Annotated in this window: 13 protein-coding genes; 8 read left to right on the forward strand and 5 right to left on the reverse strand. The window is 63.4% G+C overall.

What is annotated here, in order from left to right:
* Window positions 1–82 precede the first annotated feature (82 nt).
* Window positions 83–6,385, reverse strand: coding sequence for a kinesin (locus tag NKH03_RS18900; RefSeq protein WP_352969764.1), 6,303 nt, complete (start codon window positions 6,383–6,385; stop codon window positions 83–85).
* Between the two features lie 272 nt (window positions 6,386–6,657).
* On the opposite strand from NKH03_RS18900, the gene NKH03_RS18905 reads away from it, so the two are divergent.
* The 3 genes from NKH03_RS18905 (at window position 6,658) to NKH03_RS18915 (ending at window position 8,590) form a co-directional block, all read left to right on the forward strand.
* Window positions 6,658–7,026, forward strand: a complete 369-nt coding sequence (locus NKH03_RS18905) for an Hpt domain-containing protein (RefSeq protein WP_352870886.1) — start codon at window positions 6,658–6,660, stop codon at window positions 7,024–7,026.
* Window positions 7,027–7,138: 112 nt separating this feature from the next.
* A complete protein-coding gene (locus NKH03_RS18910) occupies window positions 7,139–7,459 on the forward strand; it encodes a 2Fe-2S iron-sulfur cluster-binding protein (protein ID WP_023674833.1) in 321 nt (106 codons plus the stop codon).
* A gap of 96 nt (window positions 7,460–7,555) precedes the next feature.
* Entirely contained in the window at window positions 7,556–8,590 is a 1,035-nt protein-coding gene (locus NKH03_RS18915; protein ID WP_352969765.1) for an NAD(P)/FAD-dependent oxidoreductase, read from the forward strand.
* Window positions 8,591–8,641: 51 nt separating this feature from the next.
* Here the strand turns inward: NKH03_RS18915 and NKH03_RS18920 are convergent, their stop codons facing one another.
* Window positions 8,642–10,117, reverse strand: a complete 1,476-nt coding sequence (locus tag NKH03_RS18920) for an MDR family MFS transporter (RefSeq protein WP_352969766.1) — start codon at window positions 10,115–10,117, stop codon at window positions 8,642–8,644.
* 217 nt (window positions 10,118–10,334) lie between these two features.
* Entirely contained in the window at window positions 10,335–10,970 is a 636-nt protein-coding gene (locus NKH03_RS18925; RefSeq protein WP_502913528.1) for a DUF922 domain-containing Zn-dependent protease, read from the reverse strand.
* A 103-nt stretch (window positions 10,971–11,073) separates the two neighbouring features.
* On the opposite strand from NKH03_RS18925, the gene folP reads away from it, so the two are divergent.
* From folP to folK, 3 genes are read left to right on the forward strand one after another with little or no spacing between them, the layout of a single operon-like run.
* Window positions 11,074–11,925 carry a dihydropteroate synthase gene (gene folP / locus NKH03_RS18930; RefSeq protein WP_352969767.1) on the forward strand — a complete coding sequence of 284 codons (852 nt, stop codon included), beginning with the start codon at window positions 11,074–11,076 and terminating at the stop codon, window positions 11,923–11,925.
* 3 nt (window positions 11,926–11,928) lie between these two features.
* Window positions 11,929–12,288, forward strand: a complete 360-nt coding sequence (gene folB, locus NKH03_RS18935) for a dihydroneopterin aldolase (protein WP_352870891.1) — start codon at window positions 11,929–11,931, stop codon at window positions 12,286–12,288.
* Window positions 12,272–12,784 carry a 2-amino-4-hydroxy-6-hydroxymethyldihydropteridine diphosphokinase gene (folK, locus tag NKH03_RS18940; RefSeq protein ID WP_352870892.1) on the forward strand — a complete coding sequence of 171 codons (513 nt, stop codon included), beginning with the start codon at window positions 12,272–12,274 and terminating at the stop codon, window positions 12,782–12,784. Before folB ends, folK begins: the two co-directional genes overlap by 17 nt.
* Before the next feature lie 27 nt (window positions 12,785–12,811).
* Here the strand turns inward: folK and NKH03_RS18945 are convergent, their stop codons facing one another.
* Both NKH03_RS18945 and NKH03_RS18950 read right to left on the reverse strand, forming a co-directional pair.
* Complete coding sequence (locus tag NKH03_RS18945; RefSeq protein WP_352870893.1) at window positions 12,812–13,357, reverse strand: DUF924 family protein; 546 nt, start codon at window positions 13,355–13,357, stop codon at window positions 12,812–12,814.
* Between the two features lie 14 nt (window positions 13,358–13,371).
* On the reverse strand, window positions 13,372–15,207 hold the full coding sequence (locus tag NKH03_RS18950) for a monovalent cation:proton antiporter-2 (CPA2) family protein (RefSeq protein ID WP_352969768.1): 1,836 nt from the start codon (window positions 15,205–15,207) through the stop codon (window positions 13,372–13,374).
* A 161-nt stretch (window positions 15,208–15,368) separates the two neighbouring features.
* On the opposite strand from NKH03_RS18950, the gene NKH03_RS18955 reads away from it, so the two are divergent.
* Window positions 15,369–16,355, forward strand: a complete 987-nt coding sequence (locus tag NKH03_RS18955; RefSeq protein WP_352969784.1) for an AraC family transcriptional regulator — start codon at window positions 15,369–15,371, stop codon at window positions 16,353–16,355.
* 59 nt (window positions 16,356–16,414) lie between these two features.
* A complete protein-coding gene (locus NKH03_RS18960; protein ID WP_352969769.1) occupies window positions 16,415–17,623 on the forward strand; it encodes an MFS transporter in 1,209 nt (402 codons plus the stop codon).
* The last annotated feature ends 44 nt before the right edge of the window (window positions 17,624–17,667 follow it).

Raw genomic sequence — 17,667 nt, forward strand, 5'->3', positions numbered from 1 at the left:
CGAACGCATCCAGGTTCAGCGCGTGCTGGATGTTAAGGCAGTCACAGGCGGGACCCATGGCCCCGCCTATTCAATTGCTGTCTTAGTGCAGGCGGCCGCTGGCGTGGGCCAGCATGGTGTAGACCTTGCCGGTGTCCGACGTCAGGTAGGTCTGCGCCATGATGTTGTCGCGGTCGTTGCGCGAGACATCCTTGAGCAGCTTCTCGAAATCGTCGCAGTAACGGTCGACGGCGGCGCGGAACTCGGCCTCCGCCTGATACTTGCGACGGATCTCGTCGAACGTCTGCTGACCCTTCAGCGTGTAGAGCCGCCGCGTGAACACGTCACGCTCGCCGCGCCGGTAGCGGTTCCACAACTCGATCGACGCTTCGTGATCGATGGCCCGCGCGATATCGACGGAGAGCGAGTTCAGCGATTCCACGACATGCAGGGGCGAGCGCTGGGCAGGGGCCGCGCGCGGCCCTTCCGAGGGTGCCGCGGGCCTCAGGTCCTCGTCGTTCGACGCCGCGGTCAGGAGATCGCGCACCCAGCCGCCTTGCGGCGTGCGGGCACTGGCGTCCGAACGCTGGCGCGGCGCCGCCTCGGCCGGACGCTCAAGGTCGAGCGTGCCGCGCAATGCAGGGCCGCCCAAGGGCGCCTGAGGCGTGCGCAGCTCCGGCTGCGGTGCTGCCGGTGCGCGACGCGGTGGTTCGGCGGCGCGTGCGGTCGGCGCTTGCGGCGCCGGGCGCAGATTGCGTGGCTCGGACCCGTCACCATTGCGGCCAGATTTCGCAACGATCTCGGAAAGCTCTTTCAGCGCATTGATCTGCTCGGAAACGGCGCGGCGGATTGCCGAGGTCGATTCCTTGGCCTCCTCCGGCATTTCGATGACGCCCTTCTTGAGCTCGGCGCGGGTGAGGTCGAGCTCGCTCTTGATCGAGCCAGCGGTGCGCCGCATCTCCTCGGTCGCATCGGCGAAGCGCTTGGTAGCCGAATCGACGACGTCGGTGATGGCGTTGCGGATCTTGTCGGCCGACTCCATCGTCTTGCCCTCGGCGTTCTGCAGCGTCTGGCCGACGAGGTTTTCGAACGAGCGCATCACCCTTTCGAGATCTTCGGACTTCTTGACCAGGCCGACCGCGAGATCCTCGAGCGACGATTGCCGTTCGAGCGTGTGTTCGAGGTTGCTCTGGGCCGAGCTCAACAGGTCCGAAGCGCTGGACAGCAGGCGGCTATGTTCGTCGAACTTGGTGGCGATCGACGCGACCTCGCGCAAGGTGGACGACGACAGTTCCGTCAGCCTTGTCGTGTTCGAATCGACCAGTCGCGCCGAGCTGGCGAAGGTCTGAGCGGCCTTCTCCGTGGTGGCGGCGAAGCTTTGCGTGCTGCCGCTGAGGCGTTCATCGACCTGGCCGAGATTGACCGCGGCCTGCTCGATCAGCTGACCGAGCTGCGAGCTGGACTTGGTCATGCGGCCGATGAGATCGGCGACGCTGTCGGACAGCGACGAGCGAGCGCCTTCGACCGCCGACAAGGTCTCGGCGGTACGGCTGGCGAGCGCGTCGACAAGGGCGGCATTCTCGCTGCGCAGCTTCTCGGTGGCGCGTTCGGTGACCTCTGCCATGCTCTTTTGCAGTTCCGAGCCGCCCTGGGCAAAGCGCTCGACCAAAGGCCGCGCGGTTTCGTCGAGGATCTTCGACATTTCGGCCGAACGCGCCGCGAGCATGGTGTTGAGTTCGCGGGTGTTGGCGCCGATCGTCTTGGCGGCATCGTTGGTGCTCTGACCGATATGCTGGCCGACCGCGGTGAACGTTTCCGCGATGACATTGGCGCGCGAGACGAGTTGGGCCTCGGCATTCGACACCTGCTCGTTGAGCTTCTGGCCCATGGTCTTGGCCGTATGGGCGAGGCGGTTCTCGACGCCTGAGACCTGCTCTTCGACACGGGCGGCCGCGGCCGCGGCGCTCGACGCAAGCCGCTCATCGGCGCCGGCAAGCGCCTGTTCGATTTCGCGGGCATGCACGGCCATTTCCTGGCCGGTCCGCCTTGCACGTTCGGCGACCCGTTGCTCGGTGTCGGTAAAGGCGCCGACGATGGTCTCGGCATGCTCGCCGATCGTGGCGGTGCTGCTGGCGATGCGCGACACCAGACGCTGATCCGCGTCGTCGAAGATGCGGCCGATTTCGGAGGCACGGCTCGACAGCGCTTCCGAACCTTCGGCGATGCGCGAGACCAATTGCTGGTCGGCGGCGTCGAAGATGCGGCCGAGGTCCGATGCACGGGAGGCAAGCGCTTCGGCCGATTCGCCAATGCGCATGCCGAGCCGCTGGTCGGCGCCTTCGAAATTGCGCAGGATGTCGCCGGCGCGAGCGGCCAGCGACTGGGCCGTTTCGATGGCGCGGGCGACCAGCTTCTGGTCGGCCGCATCGAACGTGCCGGCGATCTCGCTTGCACGGGCGGCCAGATGATCGGCGGCGTCCTGAGCCCGGGCGGTCAGCTGGTCGGTGGTTTCCTGGGCGCGGGCGGCGAGCTTCTGGTCCGCCATGTCGAAGGCGCCGGCGATCTGGCTTGCACGAGCAGCCAGCTGATCGGCGGATTCATGGGCGCGGGCCAGCAGCGAGCTGGACGTATCTTCCGCGCGGGCGAGCAAGGCGTTCGACGTATCTTCCGCACGGGCGTGCAGGCGACGGTCGGCGTCCTCGAAAGTGCGGGCGATGTCTTCGGCCCGTGCCAGCAGGGCGGCCGAGGTCTGCTCGGCGCGCTCGGCGATCTTGCGGTCGGCGTCGCTGAAAGCGGCACCGGCCTGCTCGTGCAGCGTGCTGGTGACTTCCAGCACCTTTTCGCGCAGGGCGCCGGCGACAAACACGGCGCTCTTTTCGAGCACGGCGCGGACGTTGTCGACGCCTGTCGAGAGCGCACGCTCCATTGTGCCGGCGCGCTCCTCGATGATGCCGGTCTGGCGGCTGAACGCCTGCTCGATCTTCTCGACATCGCTTGCGATCGCCGCGGAGATATCGGTGCTCCTGGCGGCGATCTGGTCGATATGGCCCGACAGCGAGCGGTCGACGTCCCTGCGGGTCTCGACGAGCTTGCTCAGATCGTCTTCCAGTGCGCGGGTCAGCATATTGCGGCCTTCGGACAGCTTGCCGACATGTCCGGCAATGACATCGTCGATATCGCCGCGGCTTTCGGCCAGCTTCTGCAGGTCAGCTTCGAGGGCGCGTTTGAGAATATCGCGGCCTTCGGCCAGTTTCTCCACCTGACCAGCGACCAAACCGTCGATGCTGGAGCGGCTCTCGGCCAGCTTGGCAAGGTCGGCTTCCAGCGCGCGCTTGAGAACATCGCGGCCTTCGGCGAGTTTCTCGACCTGGCCGGCGACAAGGCCATCGATGCTGGAGCGGCTCTCGGCGAGCTTGGCCAGGTCGTCTTCAAGCGCCTTCGACAGGGTCGAGCGTTCCTGGACAAGCCTTTCCGCGTGGCTGTCGACCAGGCCGGCGACGTTGTCGAGGTCGGCCTCAAGTGATCTCGACAGGGTCGAACGATCCTGGGCGAGCCGTTCGGAATGGCTGTTGACGAGGCCGTTGACGCTTTCGAGATCAGCCTCGAGCGCCCGGGCGAACTGTGCCCGGTCATCGACCAGTTTCTGCGACTGGTCGGCAATGGTGCCCTTGATCGCATTAAGGTCGGATTCCAGGGCGCGCCGCAGGATATCTCTGCCTTCCGCCAGCTTCTCGACTTGACCGGCGACCAGCCCGTCGATGCTGGAGCGGCTCTCCGCCAGCTTGGCGAGATCGTCCTCAAGGGCCTTGGACAGGGTCGAACGATCCTGCACCAGCCTGTTCATGTGGTCGGCGATGACGCTGTTCACATTCTGCAGATCGGTTTCCAGCACCCGCGAAAGCTGGCCGCGATCCTCGGCCAACTTTTCCGACTGGCTCGATATGACGCCCTTGATCGTGTTCAGATCGGATTCAAGCGCGCGTTTGAGAATGTCGCGCCCTTCGGCCAGCTTCTCGACCTGGCCGGCGACCAGCCCGTCGATGCTGGAGCGGCTCTCCGCCAGCTTGGCAAGGTCGGCTTCGAGGGTCTGTGACAGCAGGCTGCGGTCTTCGGCCAGCCGTCCCGAATGGCTTTCGATCAGGCCGCGTATGCCGGATAGATCGTCGTCGAGCGAATGGGAAAGCTGCGTGCGGTCTTCCGCCAGCTTGGCGGAATGGGTTTCGATGAGGCTCTTGATGCCGATGATGTCGTTTTCCAACGCCTTGGCGAGCACGGCGCGGCCTTCGGCGATCTTTTCGACCTGACCGGCGACCAGACCGTCGATGTCGGCACGGCTGTCGGACAGTTTGCCGAGATCGGCTTCCAGGGCGCGCGACAGGATGTTACGGCCTTCGGCGAGTTTTCCGACATGGCCGGCAACCATTTCATCAATTATCGTACGGGCTTGCACCAGTTTCCCTGAGTCTTCGTTCAGGGCGGCGGAGAGCCTGTTGCGGCCTTCTTCCAGTCTTTCGAGATGGCTGCCGAGCGATGCGTCGATGGCCGCCCGCGATTCATTGACCTTGCGCAGATCCTCTTCGAGAGCGCGCGAGATCAGGCTGCGGCCCTCGGCCAGCTTCTGCACCTGGTCTGTCACCGCCGCATCGATACCGGCGCGGCTCTCGGCGAACTTCGCCAGATCGGCCTGCATGGCCTCGGCCATGCGCTCGCGGCTTTCGGACAGCTTTCTGCTGTGGTTCTCGACGGCTTCCTCGATGCCGACGCGGGCGTCGGCGAGCCGCTGGATGTCGCTGTCGAACGAACGCGAGACGACGTGACGGGCGGCTTCCATGCGCCCGGCGAAGTCGCTGGCGCGGGCTTCGAGCATGGAGGAGGTCGAGGTGACGATGTCGGCCATATCGGCGCCGATCTGGGTCTTGCCCTGATCGATCATCGCCGACAGCGTGTCCTTGCTCTCGGCAAAGGTATGGGCGATTTCGCGGGCGCGCTCGACCAGTGTCTCGTTGATCTGGCGGGCGCGGGCCTCGAGGGCCGCATTAAGCTTCTGCGTTCCGGTATCCAGCGCCTCGGCGCGGGTCTGGAACTCGCTGATCAGCGCCTGGCCGCGTTCGGCGAGCGTGCGTTCGATGCCGTTGAGGCTGGCCTCGAATTCGGAATTGAGCGTGCGCGCGGCGCCGCCAAGCAGCGACACCATGCCGGTGGTGCGATCGTCGAGCAGATCGGTCAACGACCGTGTCAGGCCGTCCGTGGTGTCCGTCAGCTTGGCGATGCGGGTGTCGAGAAGGCTGGCGAAGGCCTCGCCCGAGGTCGACAGCCGGTCGGTGATCGAATCGAGCCGGCCTTCCACCGAATCGAAGATCGACATCGAGCTTTCGTTGATGCGGTCGATGAGCGTGTCGCCGGAATTGGTGATGGTCATCGACAATTTGGTCGACGCATTGAGGATGCTGTCGCGGATGATGTCGGAGGCGGCGCCGATCTCGTCCTTCAGCGTCTCATGCGCACCGGTGATCGACGCGCGGACGCGCTCTGCGTGGGTGACGACGGCTTCGCGCTCGCTGCCGAGCCCGTCGACCAGCGAACGGATGCGGGATTCATTCTCGGAATAGGAGCGTTCGATCTGGTTGACTTCGCTGTGCACCAGCGTTTCCAGCTCGACGGCGCGGGCAAGCGTGCGTTCGATGCCTTCGCCCATGGCCGCGACCTCGCGACGAACGGCCTGGCCGATCATCATGACGCGATCCTGGGCAAGGTTTTCCGGTTCGGTCAGGCGAAAGGCAACTTCGGTCATAGACTGGGCGGCGATGCGCATTTCCTGGGCGCGGCGGATCATGGCCGCGAAGGCCCAGAACAGGATGACCGGCACGATCGCCGCGACGGCGAGGCCGATCAGTTCCGGACGGGCAAGGAACTGGTCGAGCGTGCGGATACTCCAGATGCTCGGTCCGAAAAGGAGATTGGCCAATCCGCCGGCGCCGGCGAACCAGGCGAGCGAAACGAAGGCAACGACCCAGTAAATGGTGTTCGAGGCACGCCTGTTGAGGCTGTGCAGGAGCGTCTTGTAGTCCTTCTGGCGATCGTCATTGGCCGGGGCGAAGCCCGCGGGCTGGGCACCATTGCGTGTTTCCACGGGGCGCAACTCGGCGGGCTTGGCCCTTGGCGCGGGTTTTGTGGCCTGGCTCTGGGCCTGGCCCTGATTGACCACGGACTCTGGTTTCTGATTGCGTCCCTCGCGTGCCAGCTCGTCGGCGGCCTGGGATATCTGTGCTTCCAGATCCTCCATCGAAGCCGCGATGTCGAGGTCGCCGCTGCCGACGTCATTGCTGAGGTCGATATCAAGCGCCTTCTCCAGTTCCCTGGCCACGTCGCTGTCGAGAGTTCTCGTCGTCGTTGGTTTCTTTGCCATGCCTTCGCTACCCTGTACCTAGCTGCCGCGGGCTTATAATTCTGTTTGTCGTACCACGCGCAGGAGGCTGAAAATGGACCCCTCGTATCGTAATGACACAGGGGGGTAAAGAAAACATGCATTCCGCGGGATACGTAAAACTTTAAATATAAGGTTAACGCAACCGTGATTTCGGCGCCGTTTTCGCAACATTTTTCGGGGCCATCCATTAACCCGTTGTCCACTGGATTCGCCTAGGTTTTGGGGCGATTGAAGAAACGGAGTTCGAGTTCATGCGTGGCGAAAGCGGCATTGCCTTCTCAATGCCCGGGGGCGACGTATCCGGACCGAGGCGGTCGCGGCCGGTCGATTTGGCACACCTTGCCCACCAGACGATGGGCGACCGCGGCCTCGAGCAGGAGGTGCTGGCGCTGTTTGTACAACAGGCTCTGTCGGTGCGCGACCGAATAGTCGACGCCGACATCAAGGACCGGCTTCTGCTCGCCCATGGGCTCAAGGGCTCGGCACGGGGCGTGGGTGCCTTTGCCATTGCCGATTGCGTCACCGAGATCGAGCGCCGGCCGGAAGACAACCAGACGCTCAAGCGGCTCGGCACGCTGATCGACGAAGTGCGCGATTTCATCGCCGCCATCAGTCGCTGAATCCGGCGCTAAAGCCGGTTTGCGGAAAAACGTCACGGGGCGGCGCTTTCGCGCGGCAGTTGACTTGCTCGCCGGAGTGATTATCTCGGCTGCAACTCCCTTCAGGTGACAAATGACCAAGCTGACTTTCATCGCCCATGACGGCACCCATTTCGACGTGGACGCCGAGAACGGCTCGACGGTCATGGAGAACGCGATCCGCAACGCCGTGCCCGGGATCGAGGCGGAATGCGGCGGCGCCTGCGCCTGCGCGACCTGTCACGTCTATGTCGACGAAGCCTGGACGGCTGAGGTCGGCGAGCCGGAAGCGATGGAAGAGGACATGCTGGACTTCGCCTACGAGGTCCAGCCGAACTCACGCCTGTCGTGCCAGATCAAGGTGCGCGACGCGCTTGACGGCCTGGTTGTCCGCGTGCCCGCCCGCCAGGGATAAGCGCAGGATCCTTGCCAACTGATTTTTCCCGCCGCGGCTTGGCAGCGGAGCATTGGTCATGCAGTGTCCTGCTCTCTTCGCAGCGAGGCACATCGCATGACCGAGACCACCAAGACAGACGTGCTTATTATCGGCGCAGGGCCAGTCGGCCTCTTCGCCGTGTTCGAACTCGGCCTGTTCGACATGAAGTGCCACCTGATCGACATCCTCGACCGGCCCGGCGGCCAATGCGCGGAACTTTATCCGGAAAAGCCGATCTACGACATTCCCGGCTGGCCCTCGATCTCGGCGCAGGGGCTGGTTGACAAACTGCTTGAGCAGATCGCGCCGTTCAAGCCTGATTTCACCTACAACCGCATGGTTTCCAGCCTCGAAAAGCTGGAGGACGGCAGTTTTCGCGTCACCACCGACGAGAACGAAGTGTTCGAGGCCAAGGTGGTGGTGATCGCCGCCGGCGGCGGCTCCTTCCAGCCCAAGCGTCCGCCGATCCCGGGCATCGAACCCTATGAAGGCAAGAGTGTCTTCTATTCGGTGCGGCGGATGGAGGATTTTCGCGACCACGACCTCGTCATTGTCGGCGGCGGCGACTCGGCGCTCGACTGGACGCTCAACCTGCAGCCTGTGGCAAAGAGCGTGACGCTGGTGCACCGGCGGCCTGAATTCCGTGCCGCGCCCGACAGCGTCAACAAGATGTATGCCATGCAGGAGATGAAGCAGCTGCATTTCCAGGTCGGGCAGGTGACCGGATTGACCGGCGCCGACGGCCAGCTGTCATCGGCCACCATCAAGGGGCCGGACGGCGATGTCGAGGTGCCTTGTACGCGCATGCTGCCGTTCTTCGGCCTGACCATGAAGCTCGGACCGATCGCGGAGTGGGGGCTCAATCTTCACGAGAACCTCATTCCGGTGGATACCGAGAAGTTCCAGACATCGGTGCCCGGCATCTTCGCGGTCGGCGACATCAACTGGTATCCGGGCAAGTTGAAGCTGATCCTGTCGGGTTTCCACGAGGTGGCGCTGATGGCGCAGGCCGCCAAGCGCGTCATCAGCCCCGGCGAGCGTATCGTGTTCCAGTACACGACCTCGTCGACCAGCCTGCAGAAGAAGCTCGGCGTGGTGGAAGCTTCTTGAAACGCGTCGCTTTGAATAATCAAATGCAGCCGACGCGCTTCACGTCTTTTGTCAGTCAGCCAGCACCGGAGCCTCGGGATGGCCGCGCAGCGGCTTTTCCGGCATCAGCACCAGCGCGACGAGCGCCATGACCAGCATCGCTGCCGCGGTGAAGAAGATCATCACGAATGCCAGTGCCTCGACGGCGGTGCTGGCCGCCTGGGTCCCTTCTCCGGCAAGCGGCAGGCCGTAGCCGAGCGCGACCGCGCCAAGGATGGCGACGCCAAGCGCGCTGCCCAAAGAACGAAGGAAGGTCAGTACGCCGGTGGCGACGCCGAGATGGGCCTGATCGACGGCATTCTGAACCGATACGGTGGCAACCGGAAATGTCGTGCCGCTGCCCAGGCCAATGCAGGTCGTCAGAATCTCGACGATCAGCAGGGAAGCATGTCCCGCCACCAGGCTGAGTATGCCGAGGCACAGGATGGCGAAGGTCACCCCTGCCATCGCGATCCGCTTGTAGTGAGCGAACCGGGGAATCGTGCGGCCGCTGAATGTCGCGCCCGCAACGGTGCCGAGCATGAGCCCAAGCATGGCGGTTCCCGATTCACTGGCCGAAAGCCCGAGGATGGACTGCAAATAGACCGGCAGGTAGACCGCGAGCCCGATATTGGCGGCCTGCAGCAGGAACAATGACAACGTGCCGGCAAGGACGATCGGGTTGCCAAGCACTTCGAGCGAGATCAGCGGTTCGGCCGCACGCAGCAGCCGCAACGCAAAGGCGCTCCAGATGACAGCCGAGCAGGCGAGCAGCCCGAAGATTTCGCGTGACAGCCATGGATATTCGCTGCCACCCCAGTTCAACGCCAGCAACAGCAAGGCGGTGGCCGCGACGAGCAGCAACGCGCCTAGGCCATCGATGCGATGGTGTTTTGCCGCGATCGGCAGCTTTCTCAGCGGCTTGTTGATGATGGCCATGGCGACGAGACCAAGCGGGATGTTGATCCAGAAGATCAGCGACCAGTGGAGATGCTCGGCGAAGGTGCCGCCCAAAAGCGGGCCCGCGATGCTGGCGACCGCCCAGGTTCCCGCGATCCAGGCCGAGTAGCGCGCGCGCTCGCGCGGCGGCACGAGGTCACCGATCACGGTCTGCGCCAGCGCGAACAGGCCGCCGCCGCCGGCGCCCTGGATCGCGCGGCCGACGATCAGGACCAGCATGTTAGGCGCCATGGCGCTAACCAGAGATCCTGCAAGGAAGATGAGGATTGCCGCGTAAATCGTTGGCCGGCGACCATAAACGTCCGATATCTTGCCATAGAGCGGCGCCATCGCGGTGGCGGTCAACAGGTAACCGGTCACGATCCATGGCAGATATTCGGCATGGCCGAGCAAGCGCGCCATGGTCGGCATCGCCGGCGCGACGATGGTCTGGTCAAGCGCTGCCAGAAGCATCGACAGGAGTACGCCACCGATGATTGCGTTCTTTTCGCTTTCGCTGAGAGGCGCGTCGCTCTTCACCGCCGTCCGACTATCGACAGTCTGGTCCATGTCCATTCATCCGTATGCTTGCGGCTGGCCGGCCCCATTCAGCCATTCCAGCGTGTTGATCGCGTTGGCCGCATTGATCTTTCGAAGGTCGCCCTGGCGAACCTGACATATGTCGTCCCGTATAGGCCGATTTCGACCGGTACTCGGAAATTTTTCGAAGCTGGCACTACGCTTCAGCGCAATTGGCCTGCGCCGCCATTCAACGCCTCGGCGGGATTCAGGCTGGCGGCAGTTTACCGTTCCCGATGCGCTCCATCCGGTAGCGCAGCAACCTGAGGATGCGGCTTTGGAAATTGACGCTTTCGACACGGTCGAACTGGACCTGGGCACGGTCATGTCTGGCCAGCACGGCCGCCGTGATGGCGGCGGCCTTGGCCTTGGCGGCGTCGCAGTTCCTTTGCGGGTAGGTGGCTTCCAGCGCCTGTTCGAGCTCGCGGCCATGGTTCTTCGCGATCTCGACGTGGCGCTCCTCATGTCGCTTGATGTCGGCCGAGAGCGTATCCCAGAACAGCCTGACATCGGCATCGGCCTTGCGTGTGCGGCGCCATTCGGGAAGGATCACCTTCACTTTGACGGTCACCACGGCATCGGCGATCCGGCAGGAGCTCGATGTCCGCGCATAGCTGATGCGGGTGGTGAAGGCCATTTGCGTGGCGCCAGGGTGGCGCGTACCCGTGCTTTTCACCTCCGGCCCGCGTTTGAAGAGCTGTGCCTCGATTTCATCGAGCGTGCTGCCGCCAACGGCGAAGTAGCTGTACGTCTTGACGAGATTGGCCGCACCCGCCGGGATCGGGGTCAGGGCGAGCAGCGCGCCAAGCAGGAATTGTTTCATGCCAAGCATGGATGGTTTCATCATGTTGCCTCTTCGACCACCTTGCTTTACGGCCGTTGCCGGCGCAACGGAATTGATCCGCCGGGGATCACACATGATTGATGAACTCCATGGTTGATGAGCAATGACGGCTAGGCGGTGGCAGTTGGCGCATGGGCGCCATCTCGACCTTGGCGATAAGGCCGTGGTCGTCGGCATCCTCAACGTCACGCCCGACAGCTTTTCCGACGGTGGTCTGTTCGACGCCCCCGAAACGGCGCTGACCCAGGCACGGCGCATCATGGCGGAAGGGGCATTGGTCGTCGACATCGGCGGAGAATCGACCCGCCCCGGTGCCGCCGCGGTATCGGCAAGCGAGGAACAGGCCCGCATCCTGCCGGTGATCGAGGCACTGGCGAGCACTGGCGAGGTGCTGATTTCGGTCGACACCTATCGCGCCGACACCGCGCGGCTCGCGGTTGCCGCCGGTGCGCATATCGTCAACGATGTCTGGGGTTTGCAGCGTGAGCCCGACATTGCGCGTGTTGCCGCCGATACCGACGCCGGGCTGGTCATCATGCATACCGGACGAGATCGCAAGAAGCTGCCGGACGTGATTGACGATCAGTTGGCGTTTCTGCGGAAATCGCTGGAGATCGCCCGCCAGAACGGCGTTGCCGACGACCATATCGTGCTCGATCCGGGATTCGGATTTGCCAAGGAGACGGCGGAGGAAAATCTCGACCTGATGGCTCGCTTTTCCGAGCTGCATATACTGGGCTTGCCGCTGATGGCCGGTACGTCGCGAAAACGCTTCATCGGCACGGTCACCGGCCGCGATGCCGCCGACAGAGGGGTTGGAACAGCGGCGACCAGCGTCATCTTGCGGCTCAAGGGCGCCGATCTGTTTCGCGTCCACGATGTCGCATTCAACGTGGACGCATTGGCGCTCGCGGATGCTATGCTGGCGCGTCAAACCGACCGGGCGAGAAACTGAGCGATGTATGTCATCCGCATGAAGAACTGCGCTTTCTTTGCCCGGCACGGCGTGCTGGACGAGGAAGAGAGGCTCGGCCAGCGCTTCTATGTCGATGCCGCGCTCACCGTCGATCCCGGCCGCGCGCTTGTCGAGGATTCCATCGATGACACCGTCAACTATGGCATTGCGTTCACGGTGATCGAAAAGATCATCACCGGGCAGCGCCGTTTCCTGATCGAGTCCCTGGCGCTCGAAGTCGCCCGTGCGCTGACGGCGCGTTTTCCGCAGATCAAGAAAGCCGAGATCACGGTGCGCAAGCCGAACGCCCCGGTGCCCGGCGTGCTCGATTACGTCGAGGTGACCGTTGTCTGGCCCGAATAGCACGGTCTATCTCAGCCTTGGCGGCAATCTTGGCGACCCGGCAAAGTCGATGGGCGCGGCGCTGCGCATGCTGGATGCCGACGCGGACACGCGTGTCACCGGCGTCTCCTCGCTCTATCGCACGCCGCCCTGGGGCAAGCTCGATCAGCCGGATTTTCTCAATGCGGCTGCGGAAATTTCCACCGGGCTAGCGCCGCGTGCCTTGCTCGACCTTTGCCTCGATGCCGAACGCAAGCTGAAGCGGGTGCGCGAGGAGCGCTGGGGGCCACGGTTGATCGACATCGACATTCTGGTGTTCGGCGACCGCGTCATTCACGAGACGGGGCTGGAGGTGCCGCATCCGCGCATGCTGGAGCGTGCCTTCGTGCTGGCGCCGCTGGCCGAGATCGCGCCCAGCCTGGTTGTCAATGGTCGCAGCATCACGGACCGGCTGGTCGCCGTCGACACCTCTGGCATCGAGCGATTGTCGTCCGGCCGGGATTGGTGGCTGGCCTGAAATCCGGACGAGGCGGCGGCCGGACTTTTAGCCCGAGAATCCGCCGCCATCCAGGAACGTCTGCTCCTGTGGGGTGGTTTCGCGGCCAAGCATCCTGTTTCGGTGCGGAAAACGACCGAAATTCTGAATTATATCAAGGTGTTCGACAGCATACTTCAGATAGGGTTCGGCCCTGGCCTGGGTCAGATCGACCGATATGTGCTGGTCGGCGAGCAATTCCGAATGCTCATACGGCAGATAGAGGAAGACGCGGACTTCCTCCTCGAGCGCCAGATCATGGCCAGCCGCGATCGCCTTTGCGGCAAAATATCTGGCGAGCGGGTCGGTCGCGTACATATGGCCGGTGCCGCGAAAGCAGTTCCGCGGAAACTGATCGAGCAGGATCATCAGCGCCAGCGAGCCTTCGGCATGCTCCAGCCAGCCGTCGCATTCACGCCGCGCCGCCGCGTAGTGCAGATCGAGAAAGCGGTCGCGGAAGACGGCATCGAATGCCTCATTCTTCTCGAACCACGCGTCCTCGCCGGCATCGCGCCAGAACTTGGTGACCGACAGGGCTGTGCTGTCCAATTCCATGCCTGATTCCTTGCTCAGTCAGCGGGTTCGGATTTGTGCAGCACGCCGGCCGTCTCTTCGTTGAGCGCCTGACCAGGGCGGCGTGGCGTGGAGAGCGGTGTCGGAATCGGCGTGCCGATATTGCCTTTCAAGAAGCGCTGTCCGGCGCGAATGCCTTCGGCGAGCTGAGTTTCGAAGCGGTCGGTGTCGCGGCGTCTGACATCTTCGATCGTTTCAGCCACGTCTTCCGGATCGACACCCAGCGATTCCAGGGCCGAGCCGCCGAAAACAAGTGCGGATTCGAAGGTTTCACGCAGTTGGTAATCAACGCCGGCGCGAATGAGTTGCAGCGCGGTACCACGATCGAAAGCGCGTGCCAGCACTGTGAGCAAAGGAAACTCAGCCTTGATCAGCTGTGCGATGCGGACGGCGGCATCCGGCTTATCGACGCAGATCAGTACGGCGCGCGCCCGGCCGGCGCCGGCCGCATGCAGGATGTCCAGCCGGGTGCCGTCGCCATAGTAGACCTTGAAGCCGAAATCGGCCGCCGCCTGGATCATCTCCACCTCATTGTCGATGATCGAGACGTCGATGCCGCGCAGCAGCAGCGGCTGGCTGGCGATCTGCCCGAAGCGGCCGAAACCGATGATCAGCACGCTGCCGGTCAGGCCATCGGCGACATCGACCCCGTCGAGCGACTGCTCGTCGCGTGGTGTCAGATACCGCAAGGCGATGATCGCCAGCGGCGTCAGTACCATGGAGATGATGACGATCGCCGTCAGCGTCGCGTTGGCGTTGCCGTCGATGATGCCGACGGCCGCCGCCGCCGAGTAAAGGACAAAGGCGAATTCGCCGCCTTGCGCCATGAAGATCGCGCGCTCCAAGGCTTCGCGATGACCTGACTTCAGGACCCGGGCGACGATGTAGATGCCAAACGCCTTCATCACCATGTAGGCGACGACATAGATGGCGATCAGCCGCCAGTTCGCGGCGACCACATGCAGGTCGAGCGACATGCCGACCGCGAGAAAGAACAGGCCGAGCAGGATGCCGCGGAACGGTTCGATGTCGGCTTCGAGTTGGTGGCGGAAAGTCGATTCGGACAGCAGCACGCCGGCCAGGAAGGCCCCCATCGCCATCGACAGGCCGCTGAGCTGCATGGCGAGCGCGGATCCGAGAACGACCAGAAGCGCCGCCGCCGTCATCACCTCGCGGGCACGGGCATCCGCCAGGATGCGGAAGAACGGATTGAGCAAATAGCGGCCGGCCACCACCAGGCCTACGATCGCGGCGAGGCCGATGCCGACCTCGGTCAGCCGCTCCGACAGGCTGGTGTCGGCTCCACCAGGCGCCAGGAACGCGATCAGGGCCAGCAGCGGCACGATGGCCAGGTCCTCGAGCAGCAGGACCGATACGATGCGCTGGCCTTTCGGCGCGGCGATTTCGCCGCGTTCCTCGAGAAGCTGCATGACGATCGCCGTCGAGGTCAGCACGAAGCCGGCGCCGGCGACGAAGGATTGCGCGATCGGAAATCCTCCCGCCATGCCAATGCCAGTCAGCAGAAGCGCGCAGACGCCGACCTGCAGGGCGCCGAGGCCGAAAATCTCGCGGCGCAGGCCCCACAGCCGCGACGGCTGCATTTCCAACCCGATGATGAACAGGAACATCACCACGCCGAGTTCGGCGACATGAAGAATGGCTTCCGATTCGGAAAAGACGCCGAGGCCGAACGGGCCGATCACCACACCGGCGGCCAGATAGCCGAGAATCGAGCCGAGGCCCATGCGCTTGAAGATCGGAACGGCGACGACGCCGGCCGCAAGCAGCGCCACCACCTGAACCAGATCGCTGCTCGATGCCTCTACCGCCATGCCTCTTTTCCCTGTGTCTGACAGCACTCCTTGCATGCACTGGAAGCGGGAGGCAAGGGCACAAAGCTTGACAGGAAGGGTAGGGTGCCGTTGACGCGATTTCCTTGGTGGAACAACGGTCTCCGCTTGCCTGCCGGACGTTCGGCATCTATATCAGCCATATGCCTGACTATTCGTCCCGCCCGTCGTTGCCGCACATCCCGATGGACGCGCTTAGCGAAGTTCTGCAAGACTTTCGCTTGAGTGGTGTCAACTATGGCCGCTGCGAGCTCCGGCATCCATGGAGCATAGACTTTCCGCAACAAAAGCTGCTTCGTTTCCATTTTGTCGGCCAGGGTCCATGCTGGATTCATACCGAAACGCAAGGCTGGCAGGAGTTGCGCAATGGCGATCTGGTGCTGCTGCCGCAAGGCATCGCCCATCGGTTGGCGAGTGCGCCGGATGTTGCAGGCGACTCGCTCCAGGGTTGCCAGGTGATCAAGTTGGGGGGCAACGTCTGCGAGGTGGTGCGGGAAGGAACGGGCGCGACGAGCACCCTTTTCTGCGGCTCCATGACCTTGGGCTCCTGTGCGCTTAACCCATTGATCTCGTTGATGCCGCCTATCATCAAGGGTTGCGACGTGGCTGGCAATGACCCGGTCGTTGGTCCTTTGCTGGCGGCCATGACGGCGGAGGCCGCACATCCGCAGATGGGCAGCGCCACCATCTTGTCGCGTATGGCGGACTTGCTGACAGCCCGGCTCATCCGCTGCTGGGTCAATTGCTCGGGAGCCTCGACCACGGGTTGGCTCGCAGCCATCCGCGATCCCCATATTGGCCGCGCGCTGGCAGCAATGCACCGAGACCCCGGCCGTAACTGGACGCTGGAAAGCCTCGCCGGCGTGGCAGGCCAATCGCGCTCGATTTTCGCCGAGCGCTTCAGCGCTGTATTGGGGGAGGGTGCTGCACGCTACCTCGCTCGCCTGCGTATGCAGCTTGCCCGCGAGTTGCTGGAGCAAAACGGCTTGTCGGTTGCCGAAGTCGCTACCCGTTTGGGCTATGATTCCGAGGCATCGTTCGCTCGCGCGTTCAAGCGCATCACCAATGTCTCGCCGGGCGTTGTGCGCCGCACAATTCCCGGACGAATAGACATGAATTTCGGATTTTGAGATACATATCATCCGGAGGGACTCGTCTATGAAGATCTCTAAACTTTGGAGATCCTTCAGTGACTGACACAACATTACAGCTTGAAGACGCCGCGATTGGCCTTGATGCCGACGCGCCGGTCGCGTGGAGCGCGGCCACTTGGTTCGCGGTCCTTTCATTGGCGGCCACCAGCTTTGCCCTTGTATCAGCCGAATTCCTGCCGGCAGGTCTGTTGACGCCAATGGCGCGTGATCTCCGCATCAGCGAGGGGACGGCTGGACAGGTCGTCACCGCCACCGCCTCCGTTGGCGCCGTGACGGCCATGTTGAGCAATGTTCTCATCGGCCGATTGAACCGCAAGACGGTGCTGGTTGGCCTCATGGCCTTGGCGGTTGGTTCCAATATTCTTGCAGCGCTGGCGCCCAATTTCTGGCTGTTGTTGCTAGGCAGGGCCGGACTGGGGATTGCTCTCAGCGCTTTCTGGGCACTTTCGGTTGCTGTCGTTGCGAGGCTGGTCGGCGCCAATGCGACAGGTCGAGGCATGGCTATCGTCACCCTCGGGGTCTCGCTCGCCACCATTGCCGCGCCCTCGATGGGTGCGTTGATCAGCGACTGGCTGGGATGGCGCAGCGCCATGGCCATGACGGCGGGGCTGGCCGTGATTGCCATGCTTTTGCAGTTGCTTAGCCTGCCGACCTTGCCTGCAGCAGCAAGCAACAGTCTTGCGGACGTATTTCGGCTGACACGACGGCGTGGTATTCAACTCGGCATGCTTGCCATTGTCTTGCTGATGACAGGGCATTTTGCTGGCTCTGTCTATGTGCGTCCCTTCCTCGAACACGTGACGCTCCTTGCAACCGGGTCAATTGCCCTGGCTCTGCTCGGATTTGGCATCGCCGCCGTGATTGGCAATATTGCCGGCGGCCGCATGGCCGACGCCAATATCCGCATTGCTCTCGTGGTGACCGCCGCGTTGATGGCGTTTGCGGCGCTGGCATTGGTGCTTTGGGGCGTGCACATCGGCGTTGCCTTCGGGTTCGTTACACTTTGGGGCCTCGCCTTCGGCATGGGGCCGGTGGTGCTGCCGACCAATCTGTCGCGTGCGGCGCCTGATGCGCTGGAAGCGGCGGGTAGCCTGATGGTCGTCTCTTTCCAGGTTGCCATCACGATCGGCGCGGTTGTCGGTGGTTATGTCGTGGACACCTATGGTGCCACGGCGCCCTTGACTCTGACCGCTGTCCTTGCGGCGGCGACGGCCCTGCTGGCGCTGCTACAGCCTCGCGGCTGAACCTTGCTCTAGCTGACCTAAACTAGCCGGTTCGGCTTGCTCGA

It is taken from the genome of Mesorhizobium sp. M1406 (assembly GCF_040317555.1).
Lineage (GTDB): Bacteria > Pseudomonadota > Alphaproteobacteria > Rhizobiales > Rhizobiaceae > Mesorhizobium.